The 25923-nt window shown below is 34.7% G+C and carries 42 protein-coding genes; 37 read left to right on the top strand and 5 right to left on the bottom strand.

What is annotated here, in order from left to right; all coding sequences use genetic code 11:
• Window positions 1–179: 179 nt before the first annotated feature.
• Together mspA and IDG64_RS03240 are read right to left on the bottom strand one after the other, a co-directional pair.
• Window positions 180–497, bottom strand: a complete 318-nt coding sequence (gene mspA, locus IDG64_RS03245) for a membrane stabilizing protein MspA (protein ID WP_001161085.1) — start codon at window positions 495–497, stop codon at window positions 180–182.
• A 244-nt stretch (window positions 498–741) separates the two neighbouring features.
• Window positions 742–906: an SE1832 family protein gene (locus IDG64_RS03240; RefSeq protein WP_000051210.1), complete on the bottom strand. Its 165-nt coding sequence runs from the start codon at window positions 904–906 to the stop codon at window positions 742–744.
• Between the two features lie 132 nt (window positions 907–1038).
• Between IDG64_RS03240 and IDG64_RS03235 the strand changes: the two genes are divergently transcribed.
• A complete protein-coding gene (locus tag IDG64_RS03235; RefSeq protein WP_000139183.1) occupies window positions 1039–1947 on the top strand; it encodes an AEC family transporter in 909 nt (302 codons plus the stop codon).
• A gap of 170 nt (window positions 1948–2117) precedes the next feature.
• Window positions 2118–2249 (top strand): hypothetical protein, encoded by a 132-nt coding sequence (locus IDG64_RS03230; protein ID WP_001813807.1) that lies wholly within the window; start codon window positions 2118–2120, stop codon window positions 2247–2249.
• Between the two features lie 116 nt (window positions 2250–2365).
• Here the strand turns inward: IDG64_RS03230 and IDG64_RS03225 are convergent, their stop codons facing one another.
• A complete protein-coding gene (locus tag IDG64_RS03225) occupies window positions 2366–3229 on the bottom strand; it encodes a GRP family sugar transporter (protein ID WP_001159898.1) in 864 nt (287 codons plus the stop codon).
• Window positions 3230–3409: 180 nt separating this feature from the next.
• The gene (locus tag IDG64_RS03220) at window positions 3410–4297 is read right to left on the bottom strand and encodes a GNAT family N-acetyltransferase (RefSeq protein ID WP_000029536.1); all 888 of its coding nucleotides are present in this window, start codon (window positions 4295–4297) and stop codon (window positions 3410–3412) included.
• A 65-nt stretch (window positions 4298–4362) separates the two neighbouring features.
• Between IDG64_RS03220 and IDG64_RS03215 the strand changes: the two genes are divergently transcribed.
• From IDG64_RS03215 to stgP, 3 genes are all read left to right on the top strand, one after another.
• Complete coding sequence (locus tag IDG64_RS03215; protein WP_001790553.1) at window positions 4363–4458, top strand: hypothetical protein; 96 nt, start codon at window positions 4363–4365, stop codon at window positions 4456–4458.
• A 25-nt stretch (window positions 4459–4483) separates the two neighbouring features.
• The gene (locus IDG64_RS03210; protein ID WP_000838479.1) at window positions 4484–6619 is read left to right on the top strand and encodes a DNA topoisomerase III; all 2136 of its coding nucleotides are present in this window, start codon (window positions 4484–4486) and stop codon (window positions 6617–6619) included.
• Between the two features lie 112 nt (window positions 6620–6731).
• Window positions 6732–8066, top strand: coding sequence for a 6-thioguanine permease StgP (gene stgP, locus IDG64_RS03205; RefSeq protein ID WP_000800700.1), 1335 nt, complete (start codon window positions 6732–6734; stop codon window positions 8064–8066).
• A gap of 190 nt (window positions 8067–8256) precedes the next feature.
• On the opposite strand, the gene IDG64_RS03200 is transcribed toward stgP, so the two are convergent.
• Window positions 8257–8646 carry a hypothetical protein gene (locus tag IDG64_RS03200; protein WP_000788441.1) on the bottom strand — a complete coding sequence of 130 codons (390 nt, stop codon included), beginning with the start codon at window positions 8644–8646 and terminating at the stop codon, window positions 8257–8259.
• Window positions 8647–9002: 356 nt separating this feature from the next.
• Here IDG64_RS03200 and rpsJ point away from each other — a divergent pair, with 356 nt between their 5' ends.
• From rpsJ to IDG64_RS03040, 32 genes are all read left to right on the top strand, one after another.
• Window positions 9003–9311: a 30S ribosomal protein S10 gene (gene rpsJ, locus IDG64_RS03195; protein ID WP_001118667.1), complete on the top strand. Its 309-nt coding sequence runs from the start codon at window positions 9003–9005 to the stop codon at window positions 9309–9311.
• Window positions 9312–9338: 27 nt separating this feature from the next.
• Window positions 9339–10001 carry a 50S ribosomal protein L3 gene (gene rplC / locus IDG64_RS03190; protein WP_000160212.1) on the top strand — a complete coding sequence of 221 codons (663 nt, stop codon included), beginning with the start codon at window positions 9339–9341 and terminating at the stop codon, window positions 9999–10001.
• Window positions 10002–10027: 26 nt separating this feature from the next.
• A complete protein-coding gene (gene rplD, locus IDG64_RS03185; protein ID WP_000024827.1) occupies window positions 10028–10651 on the top strand; it encodes a 50S ribosomal protein L4 in 624 nt (207 codons plus the stop codon).
• Window positions 10651–10926 carry a 50S ribosomal protein L23 gene (gene rplW / locus IDG64_RS03180; RefSeq protein WP_000388082.1) on the top strand — a complete coding sequence of 92 codons (276 nt, stop codon included), beginning with the start codon at window positions 10651–10653 and terminating at the stop codon, window positions 10924–10926. Before rplD ends, rplW begins: the two co-directional genes overlap by 1 nt.
• Window positions 10927–10958: 32 nt before the next feature.
• A complete protein-coding gene (gene rplB, locus IDG64_RS03175) occupies window positions 10959–11792 on the top strand; it encodes a 50S ribosomal protein L2 (protein WP_000985472.1) in 834 nt (277 codons plus the stop codon).
• 66 nt (window positions 11793–11858) lie between these two features.
• Window positions 11859–12137 carry a 30S ribosomal protein S19 gene (rpsS, locus tag IDG64_RS03170; RefSeq protein WP_000124353.1) on the top strand — a complete coding sequence of 93 codons (279 nt, stop codon included), beginning with the start codon at window positions 11859–11861 and terminating at the stop codon, window positions 12135–12137.
• A 28-nt stretch (window positions 12138–12165) separates the two neighbouring features.
• Window positions 12166–12519 carry a 50S ribosomal protein L22 gene (rplV, locus tag IDG64_RS03165; RefSeq protein ID WP_000387527.1) on the top strand — a complete coding sequence of 118 codons (354 nt, stop codon included), beginning with the start codon at window positions 12166–12168 and terminating at the stop codon, window positions 12517–12519.
• Between the two features lie 23 nt (window positions 12520–12542).
• Window positions 12543–13196, top strand: a complete 654-nt coding sequence (gene rpsC / locus IDG64_RS03160) for a 30S ribosomal protein S3 (RefSeq protein ID WP_000529877.1) — start codon at window positions 12543–12545, stop codon at window positions 13194–13196.
• Window positions 13197–13198: 2 nt separating this feature from the next.
• Complete coding sequence (rplP, locus tag IDG64_RS03155; protein ID WP_000926310.1) at window positions 13199–13633, top strand: 50S ribosomal protein L16; 435 nt, start codon at window positions 13199–13201, stop codon at window positions 13631–13633.
• Window positions 13623–13832, top strand: coding sequence for a 50S ribosomal protein L29 (gene rpmC / locus IDG64_RS03150; RefSeq protein ID WP_000644737.1), 210 nt, complete (start codon window positions 13623–13625; stop codon window positions 13830–13832). Before rplP ends, rpmC begins: the two co-directional genes overlap by 11 nt.
• Window positions 13833–13855: 23 nt before the next feature.
• Complete coding sequence (rpsQ, locus tag IDG64_RS03145) at window positions 13856–14119, top strand: 30S ribosomal protein S17 (RefSeq protein ID WP_000004086.1); 264 nt, start codon at window positions 13856–13858, stop codon at window positions 14117–14119.
• 31 nt (window positions 14120–14150) lie between these two features.
• On the top strand, window positions 14151–14519 hold the full coding sequence (gene rplN / locus IDG64_RS03140; RefSeq protein ID WP_000615921.1) for a 50S ribosomal protein L14: 369 nt from the start codon (window positions 14151–14153) through the stop codon (window positions 14517–14519).
• Between the two features lie 35 nt (window positions 14520–14554).
• Window positions 14555–14872 carry a 50S ribosomal protein L24 gene (gene rplX, locus IDG64_RS03135; protein ID WP_000547687.1) on the top strand — a complete coding sequence of 106 codons (318 nt, stop codon included), beginning with the start codon at window positions 14555–14557 and terminating at the stop codon, window positions 14870–14872.
• 26 nt (window positions 14873–14898) lie between these two features.
• Window positions 14899–15438: a 50S ribosomal protein L5 gene (gene rplE, locus IDG64_RS03130; protein ID WP_001080824.1), complete on the top strand. Its 540-nt coding sequence runs from the start codon at window positions 14899–14901 to the stop codon at window positions 15436–15438.
• A 22-nt stretch (window positions 15439–15460) separates the two neighbouring features.
• Complete coding sequence (locus tag IDG64_RS03125; RefSeq protein WP_001140799.1) at window positions 15461–15646, top strand: type Z 30S ribosomal protein S14; 186 nt, start codon at window positions 15461–15463, stop codon at window positions 15644–15646.
• A gap of 31 nt (window positions 15647–15677) precedes the next feature.
• The gene (gene rpsH, locus IDG64_RS03120; protein WP_000178881.1) at window positions 15678–16076 is read left to right on the top strand and encodes a 30S ribosomal protein S8; all 399 of its coding nucleotides are present in this window, start codon (window positions 15678–15680) and stop codon (window positions 16074–16076) included.
• 24 nt (window positions 16077–16100) lie between these two features.
• Complete coding sequence (rplF, locus tag IDG64_RS03115; RefSeq protein ID WP_000091975.1) at window positions 16101–16637, top strand: 50S ribosomal protein L6; 537 nt, start codon at window positions 16101–16103, stop codon at window positions 16635–16637.
• Window positions 16638–16667: 30 nt separating this feature from the next.
• Window positions 16668–17027 (top strand): 50S ribosomal protein L18, encoded by a 360-nt coding sequence (gene rplR, locus IDG64_RS03110; RefSeq protein WP_000623881.1) that lies wholly within the window; start codon window positions 16668–16670, stop codon window positions 17025–17027.
• Between the two features lie 20 nt (window positions 17028–17047).
• Window positions 17048–17548 (top strand): 30S ribosomal protein S5, encoded by a 501-nt coding sequence (gene rpsE, locus IDG64_RS03105; protein ID WP_000113851.1) that lies wholly within the window; start codon window positions 17048–17050, stop codon window positions 17546–17548.
• 16 nt (window positions 17549–17564) lie between these two features.
• The gene (rpmD, locus tag IDG64_RS03100; protein ID WP_001096577.1) at window positions 17565–17744 is read left to right on the top strand and encodes a 50S ribosomal protein L30; all 180 of its coding nucleotides are present in this window, start codon (window positions 17565–17567) and stop codon (window positions 17742–17744) included.
• A gap of 16 nt (window positions 17745–17760) precedes the next feature.
• On the top strand, window positions 17761–18201 hold the full coding sequence (gene rplO / locus IDG64_RS03095; protein WP_000766074.1) for a 50S ribosomal protein L15: 441 nt from the start codon (window positions 17761–17763) through the stop codon (window positions 18199–18201).
• Window positions 18201–19493, top strand: a complete 1293-nt coding sequence (secY, locus tag IDG64_RS03090; protein ID WP_000616784.1) for a preprotein translocase subunit SecY — start codon at window positions 18201–18203, stop codon at window positions 19491–19493. Before rplO ends, secY begins: the two co-directional genes overlap by 1 nt.
• 16 nt (window positions 19494–19509) lie before the next feature.
• Entirely contained in the window at window positions 19510–20157 is a 648-nt protein-coding gene (locus IDG64_RS03085) for an adenylate kinase (RefSeq protein ID WP_001021468.1), read from the top strand.
• A gap of 192 nt (window positions 20158–20349) precedes the next feature.
• Window positions 20350–20568, top strand: coding sequence for a translation initiation factor IF-1 (gene infA, locus IDG64_RS03080; RefSeq protein WP_001118443.1), 219 nt, complete (start codon window positions 20350–20352; stop codon window positions 20566–20568).
• 31 nt (window positions 20569–20599) lie between these two features.
• A complete protein-coding gene (rpmJ, locus tag IDG64_RS03075; protein ID WP_000868342.1) occupies window positions 20600–20713 on the top strand; it encodes a 50S ribosomal protein L36 in 114 nt (37 codons plus the stop codon).
• A 22-nt stretch (window positions 20714–20735) separates the two neighbouring features.
• Window positions 20736–21101, top strand: coding sequence for a 30S ribosomal protein S13 (rpsM, locus tag IDG64_RS03070; RefSeq protein ID WP_000090796.1), 366 nt, complete (start codon window positions 20736–20738; stop codon window positions 21099–21101).
• A 23-nt stretch (window positions 21102–21124) separates the two neighbouring features.
• A complete protein-coding gene (gene rpsK, locus IDG64_RS03065) occupies window positions 21125–21514 on the top strand; it encodes a 30S ribosomal protein S11 (protein WP_000101625.1) in 390 nt (129 codons plus the stop codon).
• A 74-nt stretch (window positions 21515–21588) separates the two neighbouring features.
• Window positions 21589–22533 (top strand): DNA-directed RNA polymerase subunit alpha, encoded by a 945-nt coding sequence (locus IDG64_RS03060; protein WP_000569649.1) that lies wholly within the window; start codon window positions 21589–21591, stop codon window positions 22531–22533.
• A gap of 16 nt (window positions 22534–22549) precedes the next feature.
• Entirely contained in the window at window positions 22550–22918 is a 369-nt protein-coding gene (rplQ, locus tag IDG64_RS03055; protein ID WP_000542274.1) for a 50S ribosomal protein L17, read from the top strand.
• Between the two features lie 538 nt (window positions 22919–23456).
• The gene (locus tag IDG64_RS03050; RefSeq protein WP_000389675.1) at window positions 23457–24266 is read left to right on the top strand and encodes an energy-coupling factor transporter ATPase; all 810 of its coding nucleotides are present in this window, start codon (window positions 23457–23459) and stop codon (window positions 24264–24266) included.
• On the top strand, window positions 24263–25123 hold the full coding sequence (locus tag IDG64_RS03045) for an energy-coupling factor transporter ATPase (protein ID WP_000155384.1): 861 nt from the start codon (window positions 24263–24265) through the stop codon (window positions 25121–25123). The genes IDG64_RS03050 and IDG64_RS03045 overlap by 4 nt, the downstream gene beginning before the upstream one ends.
• Window positions 25113–25919 carry an energy-coupling factor transporter transmembrane component T family protein gene (locus IDG64_RS03040; RefSeq protein WP_000791621.1) on the top strand — a complete coding sequence of 269 codons (807 nt, stop codon included), beginning with the start codon at window positions 25113–25115 and terminating at the stop codon, window positions 25917–25919. Before IDG64_RS03045 ends, IDG64_RS03040 begins: the two co-directional genes overlap by 11 nt.
• The last annotated feature ends 4 nt before the right edge of the window (window positions 25920–25923 follow it).

The following is a 25923-nucleotide window of genomic DNA, read 5'->3' as shown; positions in this document are numbered from 1 at the left end:
AAAAGCCATAAAAGCGGTCATGATATTGACTACTTTTATGGCTTTTTAAAATTTGAAATTTTAGACCTTATTTCACGTGCGATTTAATCGATGTGTTAATAAAACAATACTGGCATTCAACATGTAATCCGATAATAAAATAAGGTTGCAATTATGTTATTGCATATTTTGTTTATTACTTAGAATAATACGATGGTTAAGATGAAATATATGACAAAGATAAATAATGACATTAAATTCAAGATGTTTACGCCTTTTAGATCTTTTTTAAGCATTTTAAATCCTGTCACTTCGACATTACCGACTAAGAGTAATAAGACGATAAATACCCACCAATTCTCTTTTGGAAAACTCATCGTCGTTAATGCTAAGACGAATAATAACAACACACCCATAATAATTCTCAAAATGCGAGTAAATACAACTTCCATTTTAAAAATACTAATAAAACTAACAATTAGATAAAGTATTGCTAGTAAAATCAGATAAAATTGCATATGATAACTTCCTCTCCGTTTCAAAGGGTTCATGTAGTACAGCAGCGTAGAAAACATAAATAGCAGTGTTGGGATAGATATGCGTGTATGTTGTTAAAGAGACACTAAATCATAACACGACAACACCTTGTGATTCTAGATGTAATTGAGCGAAAAATGAAGCAATTCATCAATATAACGTATTCAGAGCAATGCTAGTCAAATTTATGTAACAAAAAGCATTTATTGCTTGAATGATAGATTATTAATCTTGCATTTGAGCACGAACGTTTCTAATTTCATTTTCAATATCTTTAAGTTGACGAACAAGTGCGGAAGTATCTAAATTCAAAGATTCCCGTTTTTCTAAGTCACCTTGAAGACGAACATAATCATATTTAAGTTCGGCTAGTTGGTTTTCTAAAGACATACTATAACACTCCTTTGAAATATAATTAAGTGCATTTAATGTAGATTATAGCATGAAACAGTAGACTTCTAAAATATCTGTGGAGTATGTTAAAGTTATAAATTATGAAGATTATTGAAAGAAGGGATAACAGTGACAGAACAATTTACTATGATTATTTTATTAATTGCGCTTGGTTACTTTTTGAAGCGCATTAATTTTATAAAAGCAACAGATAGTCAAGTCATTGCTACATTAGTTCTTAATGTCACACTCCCATCTTTAGTTATTGTGAATTTAAACAGTGCAGAATTAAAATTGTCATTCTCCATTTTACCAATTTTAATGATTATATATGGTATTGTGGCGAAAATGATTGCTGTCTGGTTTTTTAGAAAATATGATAATCACATGCGTGGATCAGTAGGTATGATGACTGGTGCTATGAATATTGGATTGTTTGCATATCCACTAATTGAAGTGATATGGCCTAAAACGGGACTTATTTATTTTGGTATGGCTGATATAGGTGGTGCCTTTGTGATGTTTGGAATTACTTACTTTGTAGGTAGCTACTTTAGTGAAGGTAGTGATCAATTCGATTTTAAATATTTAGGTAAGAAATTATTACAATCAGTGCCACTCGTTACATACATTGTAATGTTTATATTGAATATAAGTCACATCCATTTACCACATGTGGCAATCGATTTCTTTAGCATACTTTCCCATGCAAATATGCCGTTATCAATGATTTTGCTAGGTGTCATGTTGAATTTTACTCTGGAAAGAAAGTATATACCTGCTACTATTAAATATTTATGTTTGCATTATGGATTAGCATTAGTTGCGGGATTGTTAGTATATGTGTTGTTACCAGTATCAGATGATATGATTAAGACGACATTGTTGGTCACTTGGATGTTCCCGGTAGGTGTTGCAATTATTTCTTATGGTATTCAGTTTAAATATCGAACACTGCCATTTATAGGTATGACGACCAATTTGACAATCATTATTAGTATCATTATTTTGTACGTGTATCAGGCAGTGTTTGTCTAGTTTTCACATTTGAAAATAAAATCCATTTTAATAGTCGAAGAAAATGAGAGCCCCCTTTACTACAACATGTAAATGCATATTGTGAAAAGGGGGCTTTTATTTATGACATAGTTGTTCAACTCATACATTCAAGTTGATAATGCAGTGCGTTATGCAGCTATCCACTTCATATGTATGGCGCATACTTGATAAATGAATATCATCAAGATTTTAAAAGTATCGCTAATTTTAAAGTCTTAAAACGCATGATTAATGTCATGATGTGTTATTGCGATTTGTTTTTAGAGCCACGTATTTCCTAGGACATATAGAGGAACATTCAACGTAAAATTCCCGAAAATTAATTTTAATCATTCTATAAGTGAATGGTTATTTTCAGAAGTGATTACATTTTTACGTTACATGAGTATTTAACTTTCTATTTCAAATTACCTAGAATTATAGCAGCTATCACGATAATAATAATACCTGCCCAAATACCCGTCATCTGACGACGATCTTTTCTTTCTCCTAAAATGAAAATACCGCCTAAGGTTGAAACGATAACAAGTAACTGTGATAATGAGAAACTTGTAGCTACACCAACTTTTGGTTGAGAATAGAACATGAACAAGTTACCAATTCCCCAAATCACACCTGGCAATAGATTAAGTGCTGTTGATTTAAGTGATGTTTTATGATTCATGGATAGGATAAAGCCACCAATTGCCATACCGACAGATTGGAAGAACAATGCATCAGTTCCACCAACACCAAAGATGTCACCAAGTACAACGAAACCTACATATCCAACTGTAGATACAATTAAAATACCCATTGCTTTTTTAAATTCAGGATTATCTGATTGACGTTCATTTTTAGCTTTAAGTGAAGTAAGTGCTACACCAGTAACTAATAATATCATGGCGATTAAACCAAAGATAATTTGAGTCATTGAAGACCATTCACCTAAAAAGATAACGCTGAATAATGTTGTACCAACTAATTGCATACCTGTAGAAACTGGCATAGTATTTGATACACCGATTAAACTAATAGATTTAAGCTGATTCGCTTGTCCAAACGCCCATAATGCACCAGAAATAAGACCGACAATAATTACAGTAGGATTATTGAATTTTGCGAAACCAGTAATAAGTAAACCTAATCCAACAATGAGTGCGCCTAGCGTCGTACCACGAATTTGGTTGTAAGGTCCACCGCCGACGAACACATTAATAAGAACGACACTTCCCCAGAATAAAGCAGGTAAAAGTGCGATTAAGAAATCAAGAAATTGCAAGACTACTCACTCTCCTATACTATTTATGCAAGTGCTCCCCTTAATTGACACTTGCATGTTATTGTAAAGCATTCTGCCCTAATAGTAAAAAACAACTACTTATAATTTTCAATATTTACAAAAAGTAGAAAAACCCACAATACATGCTAATGATGTACTGTAGGGTATTTGCTTGGTGTTTTATTCAGGGATTGTTTGATCTTTTACGTTACGTGATTCGAATTTGAATTTAATGTACTCATAGTTGATATGGAAACCTAGACCATTAAATCGTTCGATGAGTTTATTATTTTTATTACGAATTTTAAAATAAACTTTTCTAATATCAAAATTATCAAAAGCATATTGCAATGCATACGCAAGCAACTCGAAAGCGATACCTTTCAAACGGTAATCTACATGAGAACTGAAGTATTTAATCTCGGCGATTGACTGTTGTGAATCAATTTCAAGGTATAAATAACCTTTAAGTAAACCTTCGCTAACAAATAAAAACAAATGATGATGGTCGTCTAAACTATCAATGATATCTTGTGGTGACTGTGCCTGATATTTAAATGTAGTTGTGTGTAATTTGCTGAAAGCACGATAAAACCCTTTGTGATAAGGAATGATATTTGGTTGGTGCATATCTTCTTCTAATCTTGTACGGGCTTCTATGTAATAGTCAGTGAAGTTATAACTTGCTTGAATAACTTTCATTAATGGTTTGTATTGTTGAATGCCTTCTTCAAAAGAAAAGTTAAAGACGGCATCGTCAGGTTGGTTCGAAGTCATTGCTTTAAATAGCGTTTCAAACGTATCGACAGATAATACATAATTGTCAGCCACGAAAGGGCCTATGACTTTGAATTTATTTTTATCGTATGCAAAAGACAATATGATTGCTTTGATTGAATCGTTTTCTTTAATCGAAAATACACCAGGTGATTCAATCGCATCGGTTATTAATACATCTATTTCATTGTACTGTTGAGGAAGTTTATATAAGTATGATGCTGATTCATAATTCGAATGTTCAATGAACGATTTTATTTGTGTAATATCATATAACTGAACTATGCTCATGTCATTACCTCCGTACTTTTTGTTACTTTTATTATATAGTATTTCAACTGAAATGAAAGTTAATAGTGATATTAACATGTTACAATACATTTAACACATCATTTGCAATCATTGAATTTAAATCAAAGATTAGTGGAATAGATGAAGCACGTTCGAAATAAAAGAACGTATGAGAAAGGATAATTTATGAAATCTTTAATATTAGCTGAAAAACCATCAGTCGCAAGAGATATTGCTGATGCTTTACAAATAAATCAGAAGCGTAATGGTTACTTTGAAAATAACCAATATATTGTCACGTGGGCGTTAGGTCATCTAGTGACAAATGCGACACCTGAACAATACGATAAAAATTTAAAGGAATGGCGATTAGAAGACCTTCCAATTATACCTAAATATATGAAAACTGTTGTTATTGGTAAAACAAGCAAACAATTTAAAACAGTAAAAGCGTTAATTTTAGATAATAAAGTGAAAGATATTATTATTGCAACAGATGCTGGACGAGAAGGTGAACTAGTTGCAAGATTGATTTTGGATAAAGTTGGTAACAAAAAGCCAATCCGTCGATTATGGATTAGCTCAGTTACTAAAAAAGCTATTCAACAAGGTTTTAAAAATTTAAAAGACGGTCGTCAATATAACGATTTGTATTATGCAGCGTTAGCGAGAAGTGAGGCAGATTGGATTGTTGGGATTAATGCAACGCGTGCACTAACAACAAAGTATGATGCACAGCTATCCCTGGGACGTGTTCAGACACCAACGATTCAATTAGTAAATACACGACAACAAGAGATTAATCAGTTCAAACCACAACAATACTTTACATTATCATTAACGGTAAAAGGGTTTGATTTTCAGCTAGAATCAAATCAGCGATATACCAATAAAGAAACTTTAGAACAGATGGTTAATAATTTGAAAAATGTCGATGGTAAGATTAAATCTGTTGCTACTAAACATAAGAAGTCGTATCCGCAATCACTGTACAATTTAACAGATTTACAACAAGATATGTATAGACGTTATAAAATTGGACCTAAAGAAACATTGAATACACTTCAAAGCTTATATGAGAGACATAAAGTCGTAACCTATCCAAGAACAGATTCAAACTATTTAACAACTGATATGGTAGATACTATGAAAGAACGTATTCAGGCGACGATGGCAACAACATATAAAGACCAAGCACGCCCATTAATGTCTAAAACATTTTCATCAAAAATGTCGATATTTAATAATCAAAAAGTATCTGATCACCATGCAATTATTCCTACAGAAGTGAGACCTGTCATGTCAGACTTAAGTAATAGAGAATTAAAGTTATACGATATGATTGTCGAGCGTTTTTTAGAAGCTTTAATGCCTCCGCACGAGTATGACGCGATAACTGTAACTTTAGAGGTTGCAGGGCACACATTTGTTTTGAAAGAGAATGTAACAACTGTTTTAGGTTTTAAATCTATTAGACAAGGTGAATCTATTACAGAGATGCAACAGCCTTTTTCAGAAGGCGATGAAGTGAAGATTTCAAAAACAAATATTAGAGAACATGAAACAACACCTCCAGAATATTTTAATGAAGGTTCGTTATTAAAAGCGATGGAGAACCCTCAGAACTTTATTCAATTGAAGGATAAAAAATATGCGCAAACTTTAAAACAAACAGGTGGTATCGGCACAGTTGCAACAAGGGCCGACATTATCGATAAATTATTTAATATGAATGCCATTGAATCAAGAGACGGTAAAATTAAAGTAACGTCAAAAGGTAAACAAATATTAGAATTAGCACCAGAAGAATTAACGTCGCCACTTTTAACTGCACAATGGGAAGAAAAATTACTTTTAATTGAACGTGGTAAATATCAGGCGAAAACATTCATTAATGAAATGAAAGATTTTACGAAAGATGTTGTAAATGGGATTAAAAATAGTGATCGTAAATATAAACACGATAATTTAACAACCACAGAATGCCCAACGTGTGGTAAATTCATGATTAAAGTTAAAACTAAAAATGGTCAGATGCTTGTGTGCCAAGATCCATCTTGTAAGACGAAAAAGAATGTACAGCGCAAAACAAATGCAAGATGTCCAAACTGTAAAAAGAAATTAACGTTGTTTGGTAAAGGGAAAGAAGCGGTATATCGTTGTGTTTGTGGACATTCTGAAACGCAAGCACATATGGATCAGCGTATGAAGTCTAAATCCTCTGGTAAAGTATCTCGTAAAGAAATGAAAAAGTATATGAATAAAAATGAAGGTTTAGACAATAATCCGTTTAAAGATGCATTAAAGAACTTGAATTTATAGATAAAATCGAACAAAGTTGAATCAGAAAAACGAAAAGTTCGCTTTTGGTATTGTTTTTTATTAAGAATGATATTAAACTATTAAGGTATTTTAAAAAAAGGAGCATCCATTCGTGAAAAACTATTTCCAGTTCGATAAATATGGAACAAACTTTAAAAGAGAAATCTTAGGCGGTATCACAACTTTCTTATCTATGGCCTATATTTTAGCAGTTAACCCGCAAGTTTTAAGTTTAGCAGGTGTTAAAGGCGTATCAGAAGATATGAAAATGGACCAAGGTGCCATTTTTGTAGCGACTGCATTAGCAGCATTTGTAGGCTCGCTATTCATGGGGCTAATAGCTAAATATCCAATTGCGTTAGCACCAGGTATGGGATTAAATGCATTCTTTGCATTTACTGTTGTGTTAACCATGGGTATTCCTTGGCAAGTTGGTTTAACAGGCGTTTTATTCTCAGGTATATTCTTTGCGATATTAACCGTCACAGGGTTTAGGGAAGTTATTATTAATGCAATTCCTTATCAAATGAAGATGGCTGTTTCAGCAGGTATAGGATTATTCATTACATTTGTAGGTTTACAAAGTTCGGGTATTATAGTTAAAAATGAATCTACATTAGTAACATTGGGACATTTAACTGATCCACCAGTACTTTTGGCGATATTCGGTATCGTTATTACAGTTATTTTATATGCAATTAAATTGCCGGGTTCTATCTTTATCGGTATGATCATCACAGCAATCGTTGGTATGTTCACTGGATTGATTCAAATGCCATCTGGTATTGTAGGTAAGATTCCAAGTATTGAACCAACGTTCGGTGCTGCATTTGAAGCGTTTAAAGACCCAAGTCAATTATTAACGATACAGTTCTTAATTGTTATTTTAACGTTCTTATTTATTGATTTCTTTGATACAGCTGGTACATTAGTAGCTGTTGCTACTCAAGCAGGTATTATGAAAGATAATAAATTACCAAGAGCTGGTAGAGCATTGTTCTCAGATTCTTTAGCTACGATTGTAGGATCAGTTTTTGGAACAACTACAACAACTTCTTATATCGAATCAACTTCAGGTGTTGCTGTAGGTGCTAGAACAGGATTTGCTAGTATCGTAACAGGTTGTTGTTTCCTATTAGCGCTGTTCTTTAGTCCGTTAATCGCTGTTGTAACAAGTGCAGTTACGACACCAGCTTTAGTGGTGGTAGGTGTATTAATGGCTGCAAACTTTGCTGAGATAAACTGGAAAAGTTTTGAAGTTGCAGTGCCAGCATTCATTACAATCATTATGATGCCTTTATCATACTCAATTGCAACTGGTATTGCGTGTGGATTTATTTTCTATCCAATTACAATGCTTATCTCTAAAAAACATAAAGAAGTACATCCGATAATGTATGTATTAATGGTACTATTCATTCTGTACTTCATATTTGTTCATGGTTAAATCCAGACACAAAAAACGACTGCCAATGATTGGTAGTCGTTTTTTCTTTGAAGTAAGGATAAAATAAGAAGCGAAATAACATAAAGCAATATTATGAATGTCTTTAAATATCCGATATAAATATACTTCTTTTAAAATTGTTGGACGTGTTTCTTCTATATTATATACCTAATTAAAAAGGTTTTAAGAATTATTCTCTATGTCCATCTTTGTATTGTGTGTAAATGACACGAGCATTTTTATTAGGTATATAGGTTGGCGCTGATAATACAACTAGGACAAATAGAATCATTAGGAAAAATAAAATCCAATGAATCAAAATTCCTAAGAAGGGGATGATAGCTAAAAAACTACCTACTATACCAAATATTGGAATAATCGCTATAGGTCTAATCGCATTTTGTCTATTCACTAATAATATAATAGTAAGAATTAGATAAAGTAATGCATTAAAGATTAAAGGCTGCCATCCAAAACTTAAAATAAACGTTGCACCTAAAAAAGGAATGCCATAGAAAAACTCACAAAGTATTAAAAAGATACCTATAAGTGCTAAAGATAATTTTGGTCCATTTTTCATATTCATTCACCACCGTTCTTATGACTAATTATATAGAATAATTTTCAATGATAATAATAAAATGATTCAAGGTACGAATTTACAATAAAGAAGGAAATAAAAAATATCTCGAAAATAGTTGAACTGACTAAGTATATAAAGTAAAATATAAAAGTATGTGTTAGACAGATAGAAAAATTATGTGAAAAGCCTTGATTTATCGATGTTTTTCGTGTAATATAACTAACGTTGGACTTTAAGAAAAGCGATGAAGCGAAAGGTTACTGACACACCCGGCCGCTTTGCCATGGCGCTGTGTAAGATAGTTTTCGTGGAGAAGTCTATCACTAAATGTAGACGAATAAGGAGGGAAAATTATGGCAAAACAAAAAATCAGAATCAGATTAAAAGCTTATGATCACCGCGTGATTGATCAATCAGCAGAGAAGATTGTAGAAACAGCGAAACGTTCTGGTGCAGATGTTTCTGGACCAATTCCGTTACCAACTGAGAAATCAGTTTACACAATCATCCGTGCCGTGCATAAGTATAAAGATTCACGTGAACAATTCGAACAACGTACACACAAACGTTTAATCGATATTGTAAACCCAACACCAAAAACAGTTGACGCTTTAATGGGCTTAAACTTACCATCTGGTGTAGACATCGAAATCAAATTATAATAGACAATTTTAGGAGGTGGACTTTCGATGACCAAAGGAATCTTAGGAAGAAAAATTGGGATGACACAAGTATTCGGAGAAAACGGTGAATTAATCCCTGTAACAGTAGTAGAAGCTAAAGAAAATGTTGTATTACAAAAGAAAACTGTAGAAGTTGATGGATACAACGCAATCCAAGTTGGATTTGAAGACAAAAAAGCATACAAAAAAGATGCAAAATCTAATAAATATGCTAATAAACCAGCTGAAGGTCACGCTAAAAAAGCTGACGCAGCACCTAAGCGCTTCATTCGTGAATTCCGCAATGTAGACGTGGATGCTTACGAAGTAGGTCAAGAAGTCTCAGTAGATACTTTTGTAGCTGGCGACGTTATTGACGTAACAGGCGTATCAAAAGGTAAAGGTTTCCAAGGTGCAATTAAACGCCACGGACAATCTCGTGGACCTATGTCACACGGTTCTCATTTCCACAGAGCACCAGGTTCTGTAGGTATGGCTTCAGATGCTTCTAGAGTATTTAAAGGCCAAAAAATGCCAGGACGTATGGGTGGAAACACTGTAACTGTTCAAAACTTAGAAGTAGTTCAAGTTGACACAGAAAACAAAGTTATCTTAGTAAAAGGTAACGTACCTGGACCTAAAAAAGGTTTAGTAGAAATCAGAACTTCAATTAAAAAAGGTAATAAATAATAAGAAGTGAAAGGAGGAAATGCATAATGGCTAATTATGATGTTTTAAAATTAGACGGAACTAAATCAGGTTCAATCGAATTAAGCGATGCAGTATTCGGTATTGAGCCAAATAATAGCGTTTTATTCGAAGCTATTAATTTACAACGTGCTTCATTACGTCAAGGTACGCATGCTGTTAAGAATCGTTCAGCAGTAAGCGGTGGCGGACGTAAACCATGGAAGCAAAAAGGAACAGGTCGTGCTCGTCAAGGTACAATCCGTGCTCCACAATGGCGTGGCGGTGGTATCGTATTCGGACCAACTCCAAGAAGTTATGCATACAAAATGCCTAAGAAAATGCGTCGTTTAGCTTTACGCTCAGCATTATCTTTCAAAGCTCAAGAGAATGGCTTAACTGTAGTTGACGCATTCAACTTCGAAGCTCCAAAAACTAAAGAATTCAAAAATGTATTATCTACATTAGAACAACCTAAAAAAGTATTAGTAGTTACTGAAAACGAAGATGTAAATGTTGAATTATCAGCACGCAACATCCCTGGCGTTCAAGTGACAACTGCTCAAGGTTTAAATGTTTTAGATATCACTAATGCTGACAGCTTAGTAATTACTGAAGCTGCTGCTAAAAAAGTTGAGGAGGTGCTCGGATAATGGAAGCAAGAGATATTCTTAAGCGCCCCGTAATCACTGAGAAATCTTCTGAAGCAATGGCTGAAGACAAATACACTTTCGACGTTGATACTCGTGTTAACAAAACACAAGTAAAAATGGCTGTTGAAGAAATCTTCAACGTAAAAGTTGCAAGTGTTAATATCATGAATTACAAACCTAAGAAAAAACGTATGGGCCGTTACCAAGGCTATACAAACAAAAGAAGAAAAGCGATTGTAACTCTTAAAGAAGGATCAATCGACTTATTTAACTAATAAAACAATTACCATTAAGGAGGTAAGCGACAATGGCTATTAAAAAGTATAAGCCAATAACAAATGGTCGTCGTAATATGACTTCGTTAGATTTCGCAGAAATCACGAAAACTACACCTGAAAAGTCATTATTAAAACCGCTACCGAAAAAAGCGGGACGTAACAACCAAGGTAAATTGACTGTAAGACACCATGGTGGTGGACACAAACGTCAATACCGTGTTATCGATTTCAAACGTAACAAAGATGGTATCAATGCAAAAGTTGATTCTATTCAATATGATCCAAACCGCTCAGCAAACATCGCTTTAGTTGTATATGCAGACGGTGAAAAACGATATATCATTGCTCCTAAAGGATTAGAAGTAGGTCAAATCGTTGAAAGTGGTGCTGAAGCTGACATCAAAGTTGGTAACGCATTACCATTACAAAACATTCCAGTTGGTACAGTAGTACACAACATCGAGCTTAAACCTGGTAAAGGTGGACAAATCGCTCGTTCAGCTGGTGCAAGTGCTCAAGTACTTGGTAAAGAAGGTAAATACGTATTAATCAGATTAAGATCTGGTGAAGTTCGTATGATCTTATCTACTTGCCGTGCTACAATCGGTCAAGTTGGTAACCTACAACACGAATTAGTTAACGTTGGTAAAGCCGGACGTTCAAGATGGAAAGGTATCCGTCCAACAGTTCGTGGTTCTGTAATGAACCCTAACGATCACCCACACGGTGGTGGTGAAGGTCGTGCTCCTATCGGTAGACCATCTCCAATGTCACCATGGGGTAAACCTACGCTTGGTAAGAAAACTCGTCGTGGTAAAAAATCATCAGACAAACTTATCGTTCGTGGACGTAAGAAAAAATAATATAATCAACTTATTTGGGTGTGCGGCTTAAAGCTGCACGCACATAATAAGAAGGGAGGCGCCCAAATGGCTCGTAGTATTAAAAAAGGACCTTTCGTCGATGAGCATTTAATGAAAAAAGTTGAAGCTCAAGAAGGAAGCGAAAAGAAACAAGTAATCAAAACATGGTCACGTCGTTCTACAATTTTCCCTAATTTCATCGGACATACTTTTGCAGTATACGACGGACGTAAACACGTACCTGTATATGTAACTGAAGATATGGTAGGTCATAAATTAGGTGAGTTTGCTCCTACTCGTACATTCAAAGGACACGTTGCAGACGACAAGAAAACAAGAAGATAATATCTATTAAGTAGAGGAGGACATCCTAATGGAAGCAAAAGCGGTTGCTAGAACAATAAGAATCGCACCTCGTAAAGTAAGACTAGTTCTTGACTTAATCAGAGGTAAAAATGCTGCTGAAGCTATTGCAATTTTAAAATTAACAAACAAAGCTTCATCACCAGTAATTGAAAAAGTATTAATGTCCGCTTTAGCTAATGCTGAACATAACTATGACATGAACACAGATGAATTAGTAGTTAAAGAAGCATATGCTAACGAAGGACCAACATTAAAACGTTTCCGTCCACGTGCGCAAGGTCGTGCAAGTGCGATTAACAAACGTACAAGCCACATTACAATCGTCGTAAGTGACGGTAAAGAAGAAGCTAAAGAAGCTTAATTAACTTTTAAGGAGGGAATACTGTGGGTCAAAAAATTAATCCAATCGGACTTCGTGTTGGTATTATCCGTGATTGGGAAGCTAAATGGTATGCTGAAAAAGACTTCGCTTCACTTTTACACGAAGATTTAAAAATCCGTAAATTTATTGATAATGAATTAAAAGAAGCATCAGTTTCTCACGTAGAGATTGAACGTGCTGCAAACCGTATCAACATTGCAATTCATACTGGTAAACCTGGTATGGTAATTGGTAAAGGCGGTTCAGAAATCGAAAAATTACGCAACAAATTAAATGCGTTAACTGATAAAAAAGTACACATCAACGTAATTGAAATCAAAAAAGTTGATCTTGACGCTCGTTTAGTAGCTGAAAACATCGCACGTCAATTAGAAAACCGTGCTTCATTCCGTCGTGTACAAAAACAAGCAATCACTAGAGCTATGAAACTTGGTGCTAAAGGTATCAAAACTCAAGTATCTGGTCGTTTAGGCGGAGCTGACATCGCTCGTGCTGAACAATATTCAGAAGGAACTGTTCCACTTCATACGTTACGTGCTGACATCGATTATGCACACGCTGAAGCTGACACTACTTACGGTAAATTAGGCGTTAAAGTATGGATCTATCGTGGAGAAGTTCTTCCTACTAAGAACACTAGTGGAGGAGGAAAATAATAATGTTACTACCAAAACGTGTAAAATATCGTCGTCAACATCGTCCTAAAACAACTGGTCGTTCTAAAGGCGGTAACTACGTAACATTTGGTGAGTTTGGTTTACAAGCTACAACAACGTCTTGGATCACATCTCGTCAAATCGAATCTGCTCGTATAGCAATGACACGTTACATGAAACGTGGCGGGAAAGTTTGGATTAAAATCTTCCCACATACACCATATACTAAAAAACCTTTAGAAGTACGTATGGGTGCTGGTAAAGGTGCGGTTGAAGGTTGGATCGCAGTTGTTAAACCAGGTAGAATTTTATTCGAAGTTGCTGGCGTTTCTGAAGAAGTTGCGCGTGAAGCACTACGTTTAGCAAGTCACAAACTTCCAGTAAAAACTAAGTTTGTAAAACGTGAGGAATTGGGTGGTGAAACAAATGAAAGCTAAGGAAATTAGAGACTTAACCACTTCAGAAATCGAAGAACAAATCAAATCTTCAAAAGAAGAGCTTTTTAACCTACGCTTTCAGTTAGCTACAGGTCAATTAGAAGAAACTGCACGTATTCGTACAGTAAGAAAAACGATTGCACGTCTAAAAACTGTTGCTCGTGAAAGAGAAATTGAACAAAGTAAGGCTAATCAATAATTAAGTAAGAGGAGGTTACAAAAGTGAGCGAAAGAAACGATCGTAAAGTTTATGTAGGTAAAGTTGTTTCAGACAAAATGGACAAGACTATTACAGTACTTGTTGAAACTTACAAAACACACAAATTATACGGTAAACGAGTAAAATACTCTAAAAAATACAAAACTCATGATGAAAACAATTCAGCTAAATTAGGAGACATTGTTAAAATTCAAGAAACTCGTCCTTTATCAGCAACAAAACGTTTTCGTTTAGTAGAGATTGTTGAAGAGTCAGTAATTATTTAATACAAGTTTAGAGATAAGGGAGGTTTAACTAATGATCCAACAAGAAACACGCTTGAAAGTAGCAGACAACTCTGGTGCTCGTGAAGTTCTTACAATCAAAGTATTAGGTGGATCTGGTCGTAAAACAGCAAACATCGGCGATGTTATCGTATGTACTGTTAAAAATGCAACACCAGGTGGCGTTGTTAAAAAAGGTGACGTTGTCAAAGCTGTAATCGTACGTACTAAGTCAGGTGTTCGTCGTAATGACGGTTCATACATCAAATTTGATGAAAATGCATGTGTTATCATCCGTGATGACAAAGGCCCACGTGGTACTCGTATCTTCGGACCTGTTGCTCGTGAATTACGTGAAGGTAACTTCATGAAAATCGTATCATTAGCACCAGAAGTACTTTAATTAATAACAACCAATACAAATAAGGAGGTGCCCACATGCATATCAAAAAAGGTGACAACGTTAAAGTTATCGCAGGTAAAGACAAAGGTAAAGAAGGTAAAGTAATTGCTACTCTACCTAAAAAAGACCGTGTCGTTGTGGAAGGTGTTAACATTATGAAAAAACACCAAAAACCAACTCAATTAAATCCTGAAGGTGGAATCTTAGAAACAGAGGCAGCAATCCATGTTTCTAATGTACAATTATTGGACCCTAAAACAAACGAACCAACTCGTGTAGGTTACAAATTTGTTGATGGTAAAAAAGTTCGTATCGCTAAAAAATCTGGCGAAGAAATTAAATCTAATAATTAATAACAAGTTGAAAGGAGGATCCCACTTTGAACCGTTTAAAAGAAAAGTTTAACACTGAAGTTACTGAAAACTTAATGAAAAAATTCAATTATAGTTCAGTAATGGAAGTACCAAAAATAGATAAAATCGTTGTGAACATGGGTGTAGGTGACGCAGTACAAAATTCTAAAGTATTAGACAATGCTGTTGAAGAATTAGAATTGATCACTGGTCAAAAACCATTAGTAACTAAAGCTAAAAAATCAATCGCGACTTTCCGTTTACGTGAAGGTATGCCAATCGGTGCGAAAGTAACACTTCGCGGTGAAAGAATGTATGAATTCTTAGACAAATTAATTTCAGTATCATTACCACGTGTACGTGACTTCCAAGGTGTTTCTAAAAAAGCATTTGACGGACGCGGTAACTACACTTTAGGTGTTAAAGAACAATTAATTTTCCCAGAAATCGACTATGATAAAGTAAGTAAAGTTAGAGGAATGGATATTGTTATCGTAACGACTGCTAACACTGATGAAGAAGCTCGTGAATTGTTAGCTAACTTCGGTATGCCATTCCGTAAATAATTATTTAAAGGAGGCTAATTAAGTGGCTAAAACTTCAATGGTTGCTAAGCAACAAAAAAAACAAAAATATGCAGTTCGTGAATACACTCGTTGTGAACGTTGTGGCCGTCCACATTCTGTATATCGTAAATTTAAATTATGCCGTATTTGTTTCCGTGAATTAGCTTACAAAGGCCAAATCCCTGGCGTTCGTAAAGCTAGCTGGTAATAAAAAAGAGTCTGAAAGGAGGCAACAATCAATGACAATGACAGATCCAATCGCAGATATGCTTACTCGTGTAAGAAACGCAAACATGGTGCGTCACGAGAAGTTAGAATTACCTGCATCAAATATTAAAAAAGAAATTGCTGAAATCTTAAAGAGTGAAGGTTTCATTAAAAATGTTGAATACGTAGAAGATGATAAACAAGGTGTACTTCGTTTATTCTTAAAATATGGTCAAAACGATGAGCGTGTTATCACAGGATTAAAACGTATTTCAAAACCAGGTTTACGTGTTTATGCAAAAGCTAGCGAAATGCCTAAAGTATTAAATGGTTTAGGTATTGCATTAGTATCAACTTCTGAAGGTGTAATCACTGACAAAGAAGCAAGAAAACGTAATGTTGGTGGAGAAATTATCGCATACGTTTGGTAATAAAAAATAAGGAGGTGCCATAACATGAGTCGTGTTGGTAAGAAAATTATTGACATCCCTAGTGACGTAACAGTAACTTTTGATGGAAATCATGTAACTGTTAAAGGTCCTAAAGGTGAATTATCAAGAACTTTAAATGAAAGAATGACATTCAAACAAGAAGAAAACACAATTGAAGTTGTAAGACCATCTGATTCTAAAGAAGATAGAACAAACCATGGTACAACTCGTGCTTTATTAAACAATATGGTACAAGGTGTTTCTCAAGGATACGTAAAAGTACTTGAACTTGTTGGTGTAGGTTACCGTGCTCAAATGCAAGGTAAAGACTTAATCCTTAACGTTGGTTATTCTCACCCAGTAGAAATTAAAGCTGAAGAAAACATTACTTTCTCAGTTGAGAAAAACACAGTCGTTAAAGTTGAAGGTATTTCAAAAGAACAAGTTGGAGCATTAGCATCTAACATCCGTTCAGTAAGACCTCCAGAGCCTTACAAAGGTAAAGGTATTCGTTACCAAGGTGAATACGTTCGCCGTAAAGAAGGTAAAACTGGTAAATAATAGATAAACTCTAAAGAAAGGAGTATTGAAATGATCAGTAAAATTGATAAAAATAAAGTGCGTTTAAAAAGACATGCTCGTGTTCGTACTAACTTATCAGGTACAGCTGAAAAGCCACGTTTAAACGTATATCGTTCAAACAAGCATATCTACGCTCAAATTATTGATGATAATAAAGGCGTAACATTAGCTCAAGCTTCTTCAAAAGACAGCGACATTGCTACTACAGCAACTAAAGTTGAATTAGCAACTAAAGTCGGTGAAGCAATTGCTAAAAAAGCTGCTGACAAAGGCATTAAAGAAATCGTATTTGACCGTGGAGGATATTTATATCACGGACGTGTTAAAGCATTAGCTGAAGCAGCAAGAGAAAGCGGATTAGAATTTTAATTTAAAGGAGGGACAAATACATGGCTCGTAGAGAAGAAGAGACGAAAGAATTTGAAGAACGCGTTGTTACAATCAACCGTGTAGCAAAAGTTGTAAAAGGTGGTCGTCGTTTCCGTTTCACTGCATTAGTTGTAGTTGGAGACAAAAATGGTCGTGTAGGTTTCGGTACTGGTAAAGCTCAAGAGGTACCAGAAGCAATCAAAAAAGCTGTTGAAGCAGCTAAAAAAGATTTAGTAGTTGTTCCACGTGTTGAAGGTACAACTCCACACACAATTACTGGCCGTTACGGTTCAGGAAGCGTATTTATGAAACCGGCTGCACCTGGTACAGGAGTTATCGCTGGTGGTCCTGTTCGTGCCGTACTTGAATTAGCAGGTATCACTGATATCTTAAGTAAATCATTAGGATCAAACACACCAATCAACATGGTTCGTGCTACAATCGATGGTTTACAAAACCTTAAAAATGCTGAAGATGTTGCGAAATTACGTGGCAAAACAGTAGAAGAATTATACAATTAAGGAGGGAAAACTAGTTATGGCTAAATTACAAATTACCCTCACTCGTAGTGTTATTGGTCGTCCTGAAACACAACGTAAAACTGTTGAAGCTTTAGGTCTTAAAAAGACTAACAGTTCAGTAGTTGTTGAAGATAACCCTGCTATTCGTGGGCAAATCAACAAAGTTAAGCACTTAGTAACAGTAGAAGAAAAATAATCAAGGAGGTGCCGAAATGAAATTACATGAGTTAAAACCGGCAGAAGGTTCACGTAAAGAACGCAATCGTGTTGGACGTGGTGTTGCGACAGGTAACGGTAAAACAAGTGGTCGCGGACACAAAGGTCAAAAAGCTCGTTCAGGCGGTGGTGTAAGACCAGGATTCGAAGGTGGTCAATTACCATTATTCCGTCGTTTACCAAAACGTGGTTTTACTAACATAAATCGTAAAGAATATGCTATTGTTAACTTAGACCAACTTAATAAATTTGAAGATGGTACTGAAGTAACTCCAGCTTTATTAGTAGAATCTGGTGTTGTTAAGAATGAAAAATCTGGTATCAAAATACTAGGTAATGGTTCACTTGATAAGAAATTGACAGTGAAAGCTCATAAATTCTCAGCTTCAGCAGCAGAAGCTATTGATGCTAAAGGTGGAGCACACGAGGTGATCTAATGATTCAAACCCTTGTGAACTTCTTTAGAACAAAAGAGGTTCGTAACAAGATTTTCTTCACACTAGCAATGTTAGTAATTTTTAAAATAGGGACTTATATACCAGCTCCAGGAGTAAATCCTGCAGCTTTTGATAATCCCCAAGGTTCTCAAGGTGCCACTGAGTTATTAAATACTTTTGGTGGCGGAGCCTTGAAACGATTTTCTATTTTTGCAATGGGTATTGTACCCTACATCACTGCATCAATCGTAATGCAATTATTACAAATGGATATTGTCCCTAAATTCTCAGAATGGGCAAAACAAGGTGAAGTAGGTAGAAGAAAGTTAAATAACGTTACTCGTTATTTAGCAATTTCTTTAGCATTTATCCAATCTATAGGTATGGCATTCCAATTTAATAATTATCTCAAAGGTGCGCTGATTATCAATCAGTCAATTATGAGTTATTTATTAATAGCACTAGTTTTGACAGCAGGAACTGCTTTCTTAATATGGCTTGGTGATCAAATCACTCAGTTCGGTGTTGGTAATGGTATTTCTATTATCATATTTGCGGGTATTTTATCAACGTTGCCAGCCAGTCTAATTCAATTTGGACAAACTGCGTTCGTTGGGCAAGAAGATACATCATTAGCATGGTTGAAAGTATTAGGACTTTTAGTGTCACTGATACTATTAACAGTAGGTGCTATTTATGTACTTGAAGCCGTTCGTAAAATTCCGATTCAATATGCTAAGAAACAAACTGCTCAAAGATTAGGTTCACAGGCAACTTATCTACCTTTAAAAGTGAACTCAGCCGGTGTTATTCCTGTAATCTTTGCAATGGCGTTCTTCTTACTGCCTAGAACATTAACGTTGTTCTATCCAGATAAAGAATGGGCACAAAACATTGCGAATGCTGCAAATCCTTCAAGTAATGTTGGTATGGTTGTATATATTGTACTAATTATACTATTCACATACTTCTATGCATTTGTACAAGTTAATCCGGAAAAAATGGCTGATAACCTTAAGAAACAAGGTAGCTATGTTCCAGGCATTAGACCTGGTGAACAAACCAAAAAATATATTACTAAAGTTTTATATCGTTTAACTTTTGTAGGTTCTATCTTCTTAGCCGTTATTTCAATTCTACCAATATTAGCAACTAAGTTTATGGGATTACCACAATCAATTCAGATTGGTGGTACAAGTTTACTTATCGTTATTGGTGTAGCGATTGAAACAATGAAATCTTTAGAAGCTCAAGTATCTCAAAAAGAATATAAAGGCTTTGGTGGTAGATAATTTTAGGAGGGCACTTATGAATATCATTTTGATGGGTTTACCTGGCGCAGGTAAAGGAACTCAAGCAAGTGAAATTGTCAAGAAATTCCCAATACCCCACATTTCAACTGGTGACATGTTCAGAAAAGCTATAAAAGAAGAAACTGAATTAGGTAAAGAAGCTAAGTCTTATATGGACCGTGGCGAATTAGTTCCTGATGAAGTGACTGTAGGTATCGTTAAGGAAAGAATTTCTGAAGACGATGCAAAAAAAGGCTTTTTATTAGATGGCTTCCCAAGAACAATCGAGCAAGCTGAGGCATTAAATAATATTATGTCTGAGCTTGACAGAAACATTGATGCTGTCATCAATATCGAAGTTCCGGAAGAAGAATTAATGAACCGTCTTACAGGTCGTCGAATCTGTGAGTCATGTGGTACAACGTATCATCTTGTATTTAATCCTCCGAAGGTCGAAGGTATTTGTGATATCGATGGTGGTAAATTGTATCAACGAGAAGATGATAATCCTGAAACGGTAGCTAATCGTTTGAGTGTTAATATTAAACAATCTAAGCCTATTTTAGATTTCTATGATCAAAAAGGTGTATTGAAAAATATTGATGGTTCAAAAGATATTAGCGACGTTACCAAAGATGTCATTGATATTTTAGATCATTTGTAATAGATCAACTTTTAGCGGTCTATTTTAAGTGAGGCATGATTTAATCATATTAGATAGATGAGAGTGGCAATTAACGATAATTAATTCCCGTAATTTTTGTTTAACTTATAAAATTAATCACTGATAGATTCGTAACAATAAAGTTGTCTATTGACGATTACCTTACTATTGCAAAAAGGGGGAAGTTAATCAATGGCTAAACAAGATGTAATTGAATTAGAAGGTACTGTATTAGATACTTTACCGAACGCAATGTTTAAAGTAGAATTAGAAAATGGTCATGAGATTTTAGCTCACGTAAGTGGTAAAATCAGAATGAATTACATTCGTATTCTACCTGGCGACAAAGTAACTGTTGAGATGTCTCCGTACGATTTAACACGCGGAAGAATTACTTATCGTTATAAATAATCGTCACTCCATAATATAGGGAGGTATAAAAATGAAAGTAAGACCATCAGTAAAACCTATTTGCGAAAAATGTAAAGTCATTAAACGTAAAGGTAAAGTAATGGTAATTTGTGAAAATCCAAAACACAAACAAAGACAAGGTTAATAAAAGAGAGGTGTAAATTAATATGGCACGTATTGCAGGAGTAGATATTCCACGTGAAAAACGCGTAGTTATCTCATTAACTTATATATACGGTATCGGTACGTCAACTGCTCAAAAAATTCTTGAAGAAGCTAACGTATCAGCTGATACTCGTGTGAAAGATTTAACTGATGACGAATTAGGTCGCATCCGTGAAGTTGTAGACGGTTATAAAGTCGAAGGTGACTTACGTCGTGAAACTAACTTAAATATCAAACGTTTAATGGAAATTTCATCATACCGTGGTATCCGTCACCGTCGTGGTTTACCAGTTCGTGGTCAAAAAACGAAAAACAACGCGCGTACTCGTAAAGGACCAGTTAAAACGGTAGCTAACAAGAAAAAATAATAGGTAAAGGAGGCAAATTTTAAATGGCACGTAAACAAGTATCTCGTAAACGTAGAGTGAAAAAGAATATTGAAAATGGTGTAGCACACATCCGTTCAACATTCAACAACACTATTGTAACTATCACTGATGAGTTCGGTAATGCTTTATCATGGTCATCAGCTGGTGCATTAGGGTTCAAAGGATCTAAAAAATCAACACCATTTGCAGCACAAATGGCTTCTGAAACTGCATCTAAATCAGCTATGGAGCATGGTTTAAAAACAGTTGAAGTAACAGTTAAAGGACCTGGTCCAGGTCGTGAATCAGCTATTCGTGCATTACAATCTGCAGGTTTAGAAGTAACTGCGATCAGAGACGTTACTCCAGTACCTCATAACGGTTGTCGTCCACCAAAACGTCGTCGTGTATAATTTATGATGGTATTGTTACAGGTCACTGAGCAAACATTTTAAATTAAGTCGACGTATATAAGGAGGATATTTAAATGATAGAAATCGAAAAACCTAGAATTGAGACAATTGAAATTAGTGAAGATGCTAAATTCGGTAAGTTCGTTGTTGAACCACTAGAACGTGGCTACGGTACTACACTAGGAAACTCCTTACGTCGTATCCTACTATCTTCATTACCAGGTGCAGCCGTTAAGTATATTGAAATTGAGGGAGTTTTACATGAATTCTCAGCAGTAGACAATGTAGTTGAAGATGTTTCTACAATTATTATGAACATTAAACAATTAGCATTGAAAATTTACTCTGAAGAAGATAAAACTTTAGAAATTGATGTACGTGATGAAGGCGAAGTAACAGCAAGCGACATTACACATGATAGTGATGTTGAAATTTTAAACCCAGAGCTTAAAATTGCAACAGTATCTAAAGGTGGTCACTTAAAAATTCGTCTAGTTGCTAACAAGGGTAGAGGTTACGCATTAGCAGAACAAAATAATACTAGTGATTTACCAATTGGTGTAATCCCTGTTGATTCATTGTATTCACCTGTTGAACGTGTGAACTATACTGTTGAAAATACACGTGTAGGTCAAAGCAGTGATTTTGATAAATTAACATTGGATGTTTGGACTAATGGTTCAATCACACCACAAGAATCAGTTTCATTAGCAGCAAAAATAATGACTGAACACTTGAATATCTTCGTTGGTCTTACTGATGAAGCGCAAAACGCTGAAATCATGATTGAAAAAGAAGAAGATCAAAAAGAAAAAGTATTAGAAATGTCTATTGAAGAATTAGACTTATCTGTACGTTCATATAACTGCTTAAAACGCGCAGGAATCAATTCTGTTCAAGAGTTAGCTGACAAATCTGAAGCTGACATGATGAAAGTGCGTAATTTAGGTCGTAAATCTTTAGAAGAAGTTAAATACAAATTAGAAGATTTAGGATTAGGATTAAGAAAAGAAGATTGATAAAGGAGGTTAACTCATGGGTTACAGAAAATTAGGTCGTACTTCTGATCAACGTAAAGCTATGTTACGTGACTTAGCTACATCACTTATTATTAGTGAACGTATTGAAACTACAGAAGCTCGTGCAAAAGAAGTTCGCAGTGTTGTTGAGAAATTAATCACTTTAGGTAAAAAAGGAGATTTAGCTTCTCGTCGTAATGCAGCTAAAACTTTACGTAATGTTGAAATCTTAAACGAAGATGAAACTACACAAACTGCACTTCAAAAATTATTTGGTGAAATCGCAGAGCGTTACACAGAACGTCAAGGTGGTTACACTCGTATCCTTAAACAAGGCCCTCGTCGCGGTGACGGTGCTGAATCAGTAATTATCGAATTAGTATAAGAATTTATATAAATACACTAACTACTTTTATATAAAGCAAATGAGTGCAACGATAATGTTTGCCACATACAAATATTGTCTAGCTCAGAGTACCCCATCAACTAAATAAAGATTTAAAGCGTGAACTCAACAAACTTATGATGGGGTGCGCGCTTTTTTATTGAATAAGATATCGGACTTATGAACAGAAATGTTTTTAAGTCCGATTTCTTTATATCTACTTTTTTGAGTGCGAATCTAAAAAATATGATCAAGTTAGTTTGATCAATTTCACTAGAACTAAATGAAGTGAAAGTATTATCGTTGAATCAAATGCGGCCAACCCTATGTTAGTAAATTATTTATTTTATTAACGTTTATACATAATTGTTAGAGAGGAATAAATGTCCTTATCATTAGTTGTTAAACAACACTTTAAAGACTAGAAATGAGTCAGAAAATACTAGTAATATATAGAGAACCCAGTCAATGTCATATACAGCGATTTATAAATATTGTAAAATATGATAGATACACGAATCGTAAAGGAGAGAGACAAGTGGAGGATAAGAATTCAGTTATTGTATTTAAAAATGTTTCATTTCAATATCAAAGTGATGCATCCTTCACATTGAAAGATGTTTCTTTTAGTATACCTAAAGGTCAGTGGACATCTATTGTTGGTCATAACGGTTCTGGAAAATCTACAATTGCCAAGTTAATGATTGGCATAGAGAAAGTTAAATCTGGAGAAATTTTTTATAATAATCAAGCTATAACTGATGATAATTTTGAAAAGTTAAGAAAAGACATAGGAATTGTATTTCAGAATCCGGATAATCAATTTGTTGGTTCAATTGTAAAATACGATGTGGCATTTGGACTCGAAAATCATGCGGTTCCACATGACGAAATGCATAGAAGAGTTAGCGAAGCACTTAAACAAGTTGATATGTTAGAACGTGCAGATTATGAACCTAATGCATTATCGGGGGGACAGAAGCAGCGTGTGGCTATAGCAAGTGTATTAGCACTTAACCCCTCTGTCATTATATTAGATGAGGCGACTTCTATGTTAGATCCTGATGCACGTCAAAATTTATTGGATTTAGTGAGAAAAGTTAAATCAGAACATAATATTACAATCATTTCTATTACGCATGATTTATCTGAGGCGATGGAAGCAGATCATGTTATCGTTATGAATAAAGGGACTGTCCATAAAGAAGGCACAGCGATTGAAATTTTCGACCATGCAGAAGAGTTAACAACAATAGGTCTAGATTTGCCATTCCCAATCAAAATAAATCAAATGCTGGGACACCAAACATCATTCTTAACTTATGAAGGGCTGGTGGATCAACTATGACTATACGCTTTGACAATGTAAGTTATACCTATCAAAAAGGGACACCATACCAGCATCAAGCTATTCATGATGTTAATACAGAATTTGAACAAGGTAAATATTACGCCATCGTTGGACAAACGGGTAGTGGTAAATCAACATTGATACAAAATATTAATGCACTGTTAAAGCCGACTACTGGGACAGTTACAGTTGATGACATTACTATTACACATAAGACCAAAGATAAATATATTAGACCTGTAAGAAAAAGAATTGGAATGGTATTTCAATTCCCCGAATCTCAATTATTTGAGGACACAGTAGAGCGTGAAATGATATTTGGACCTAAAAACTTTAAAATGAATTTAGATGAAGCCAAAAACTATGCCCATCGTCTGTTGATGGATTTAGGTTTTTCAAGAGATGTAATGTCACAATCACCATTTCAAATGTCAGGTGGACAAATGCGTAAAATAGCGATTGTATCGATATTGGCAATGAATCCTGATATTATCGTGGTTGATGAACCCACAGCAGGACTTGATCCACAAAGTAAACGACAAGTAATGCGATTACTAAAGTCACTACAAACAGATGAAAATAAGGCAATTATCCTAATTTCACATGATATGAATGAAGTCGCGCGTTATGCAGATGAAGTCATCGTTATGAAAGAAGGTAGTATAGTGTCGCAAACATCACCAAAAGAGCTCTTCAAAGATAAAGAAAAATTGGCGGATTGGCATATTGGTTTGCCAGAAATTGTTCAGTTACAATATGACTTTGAACAAAAAAATCAAACAAAATTAAAAGATATTGCCTTAACTGAAGAAGCATTTGTAAGCTTGTATAAGGAGTGGCAACATGAAAAATAAATTGATTATAGGGCGATATTTACCAATTAATTCTTTTGTTCATCATCTTGATCCAAGAGCAAAGTTAATGTTTGTTTTTCTTTTTATTATATTAATATTTTTCTGTCATTCACCATTAACATATCTTTGGGTGTTTGCACTTATCTTATTCATTATGAGATTAGCAAAAATTCAATTATGGTTCCTAATCAAAGGTTTAACACCAATATTTTTCTTTTTAATCTTCACATTAATGATGCATATATTTTTAACTAAAGGTGGATATGTATTAGTTGAATGGCATGGCATCACGATTGAAACTAATGGTATTTTAGAAGGGCTATATATATCACTGCGTTTAATTGGGATTGTGATGATTGCAACAATTATGACACTATCTACAAGTCCAATTGATTTAACAGATGCGTTTGAAAGATTACTTGCACCACTAAAGATGTTTAAATTACCAGTTCATCAATTAAGTATGATAATGTCCATTGCGTTACGATTCATCCCGACGTTAATGGATGAGTTAGATAAAATTATTTTGGCGCAAAAGTCGCGTGGTTCTGAAATAAGTTCAGGGAACATTGCAACACGTATTAAATCATTTATTCCATTACTAGTACCACTATTCATCTCAGCTTTCCAACGCGCCGAAGAATTAGCGGTCGCAATGGAAGTTAGGGGTTATGATGCCAATGTTAAGAGAACGAGCTACAGACAGCTTAAATGGCAATTGAGAGATACGTTATCTTTAATCATGATTATCCCAATTGCAATTATTTTATTCGTATTAAAATATTCAGGAGTGTAAATTC

This window comes from Staphylococcus sp. EG-SA-15, assembly GCF_017151895.1.
GTDB classification, from domain to species: Bacteria; Bacillota; Bacilli; order Staphylococcales; family Staphylococcaceae; genus Staphylococcus; species Staphylococcus aureus.
Note: the sequence above shows the minus strand (reverse complement) of the source record. Positions and strands in the feature narration are given on the sequence as shown.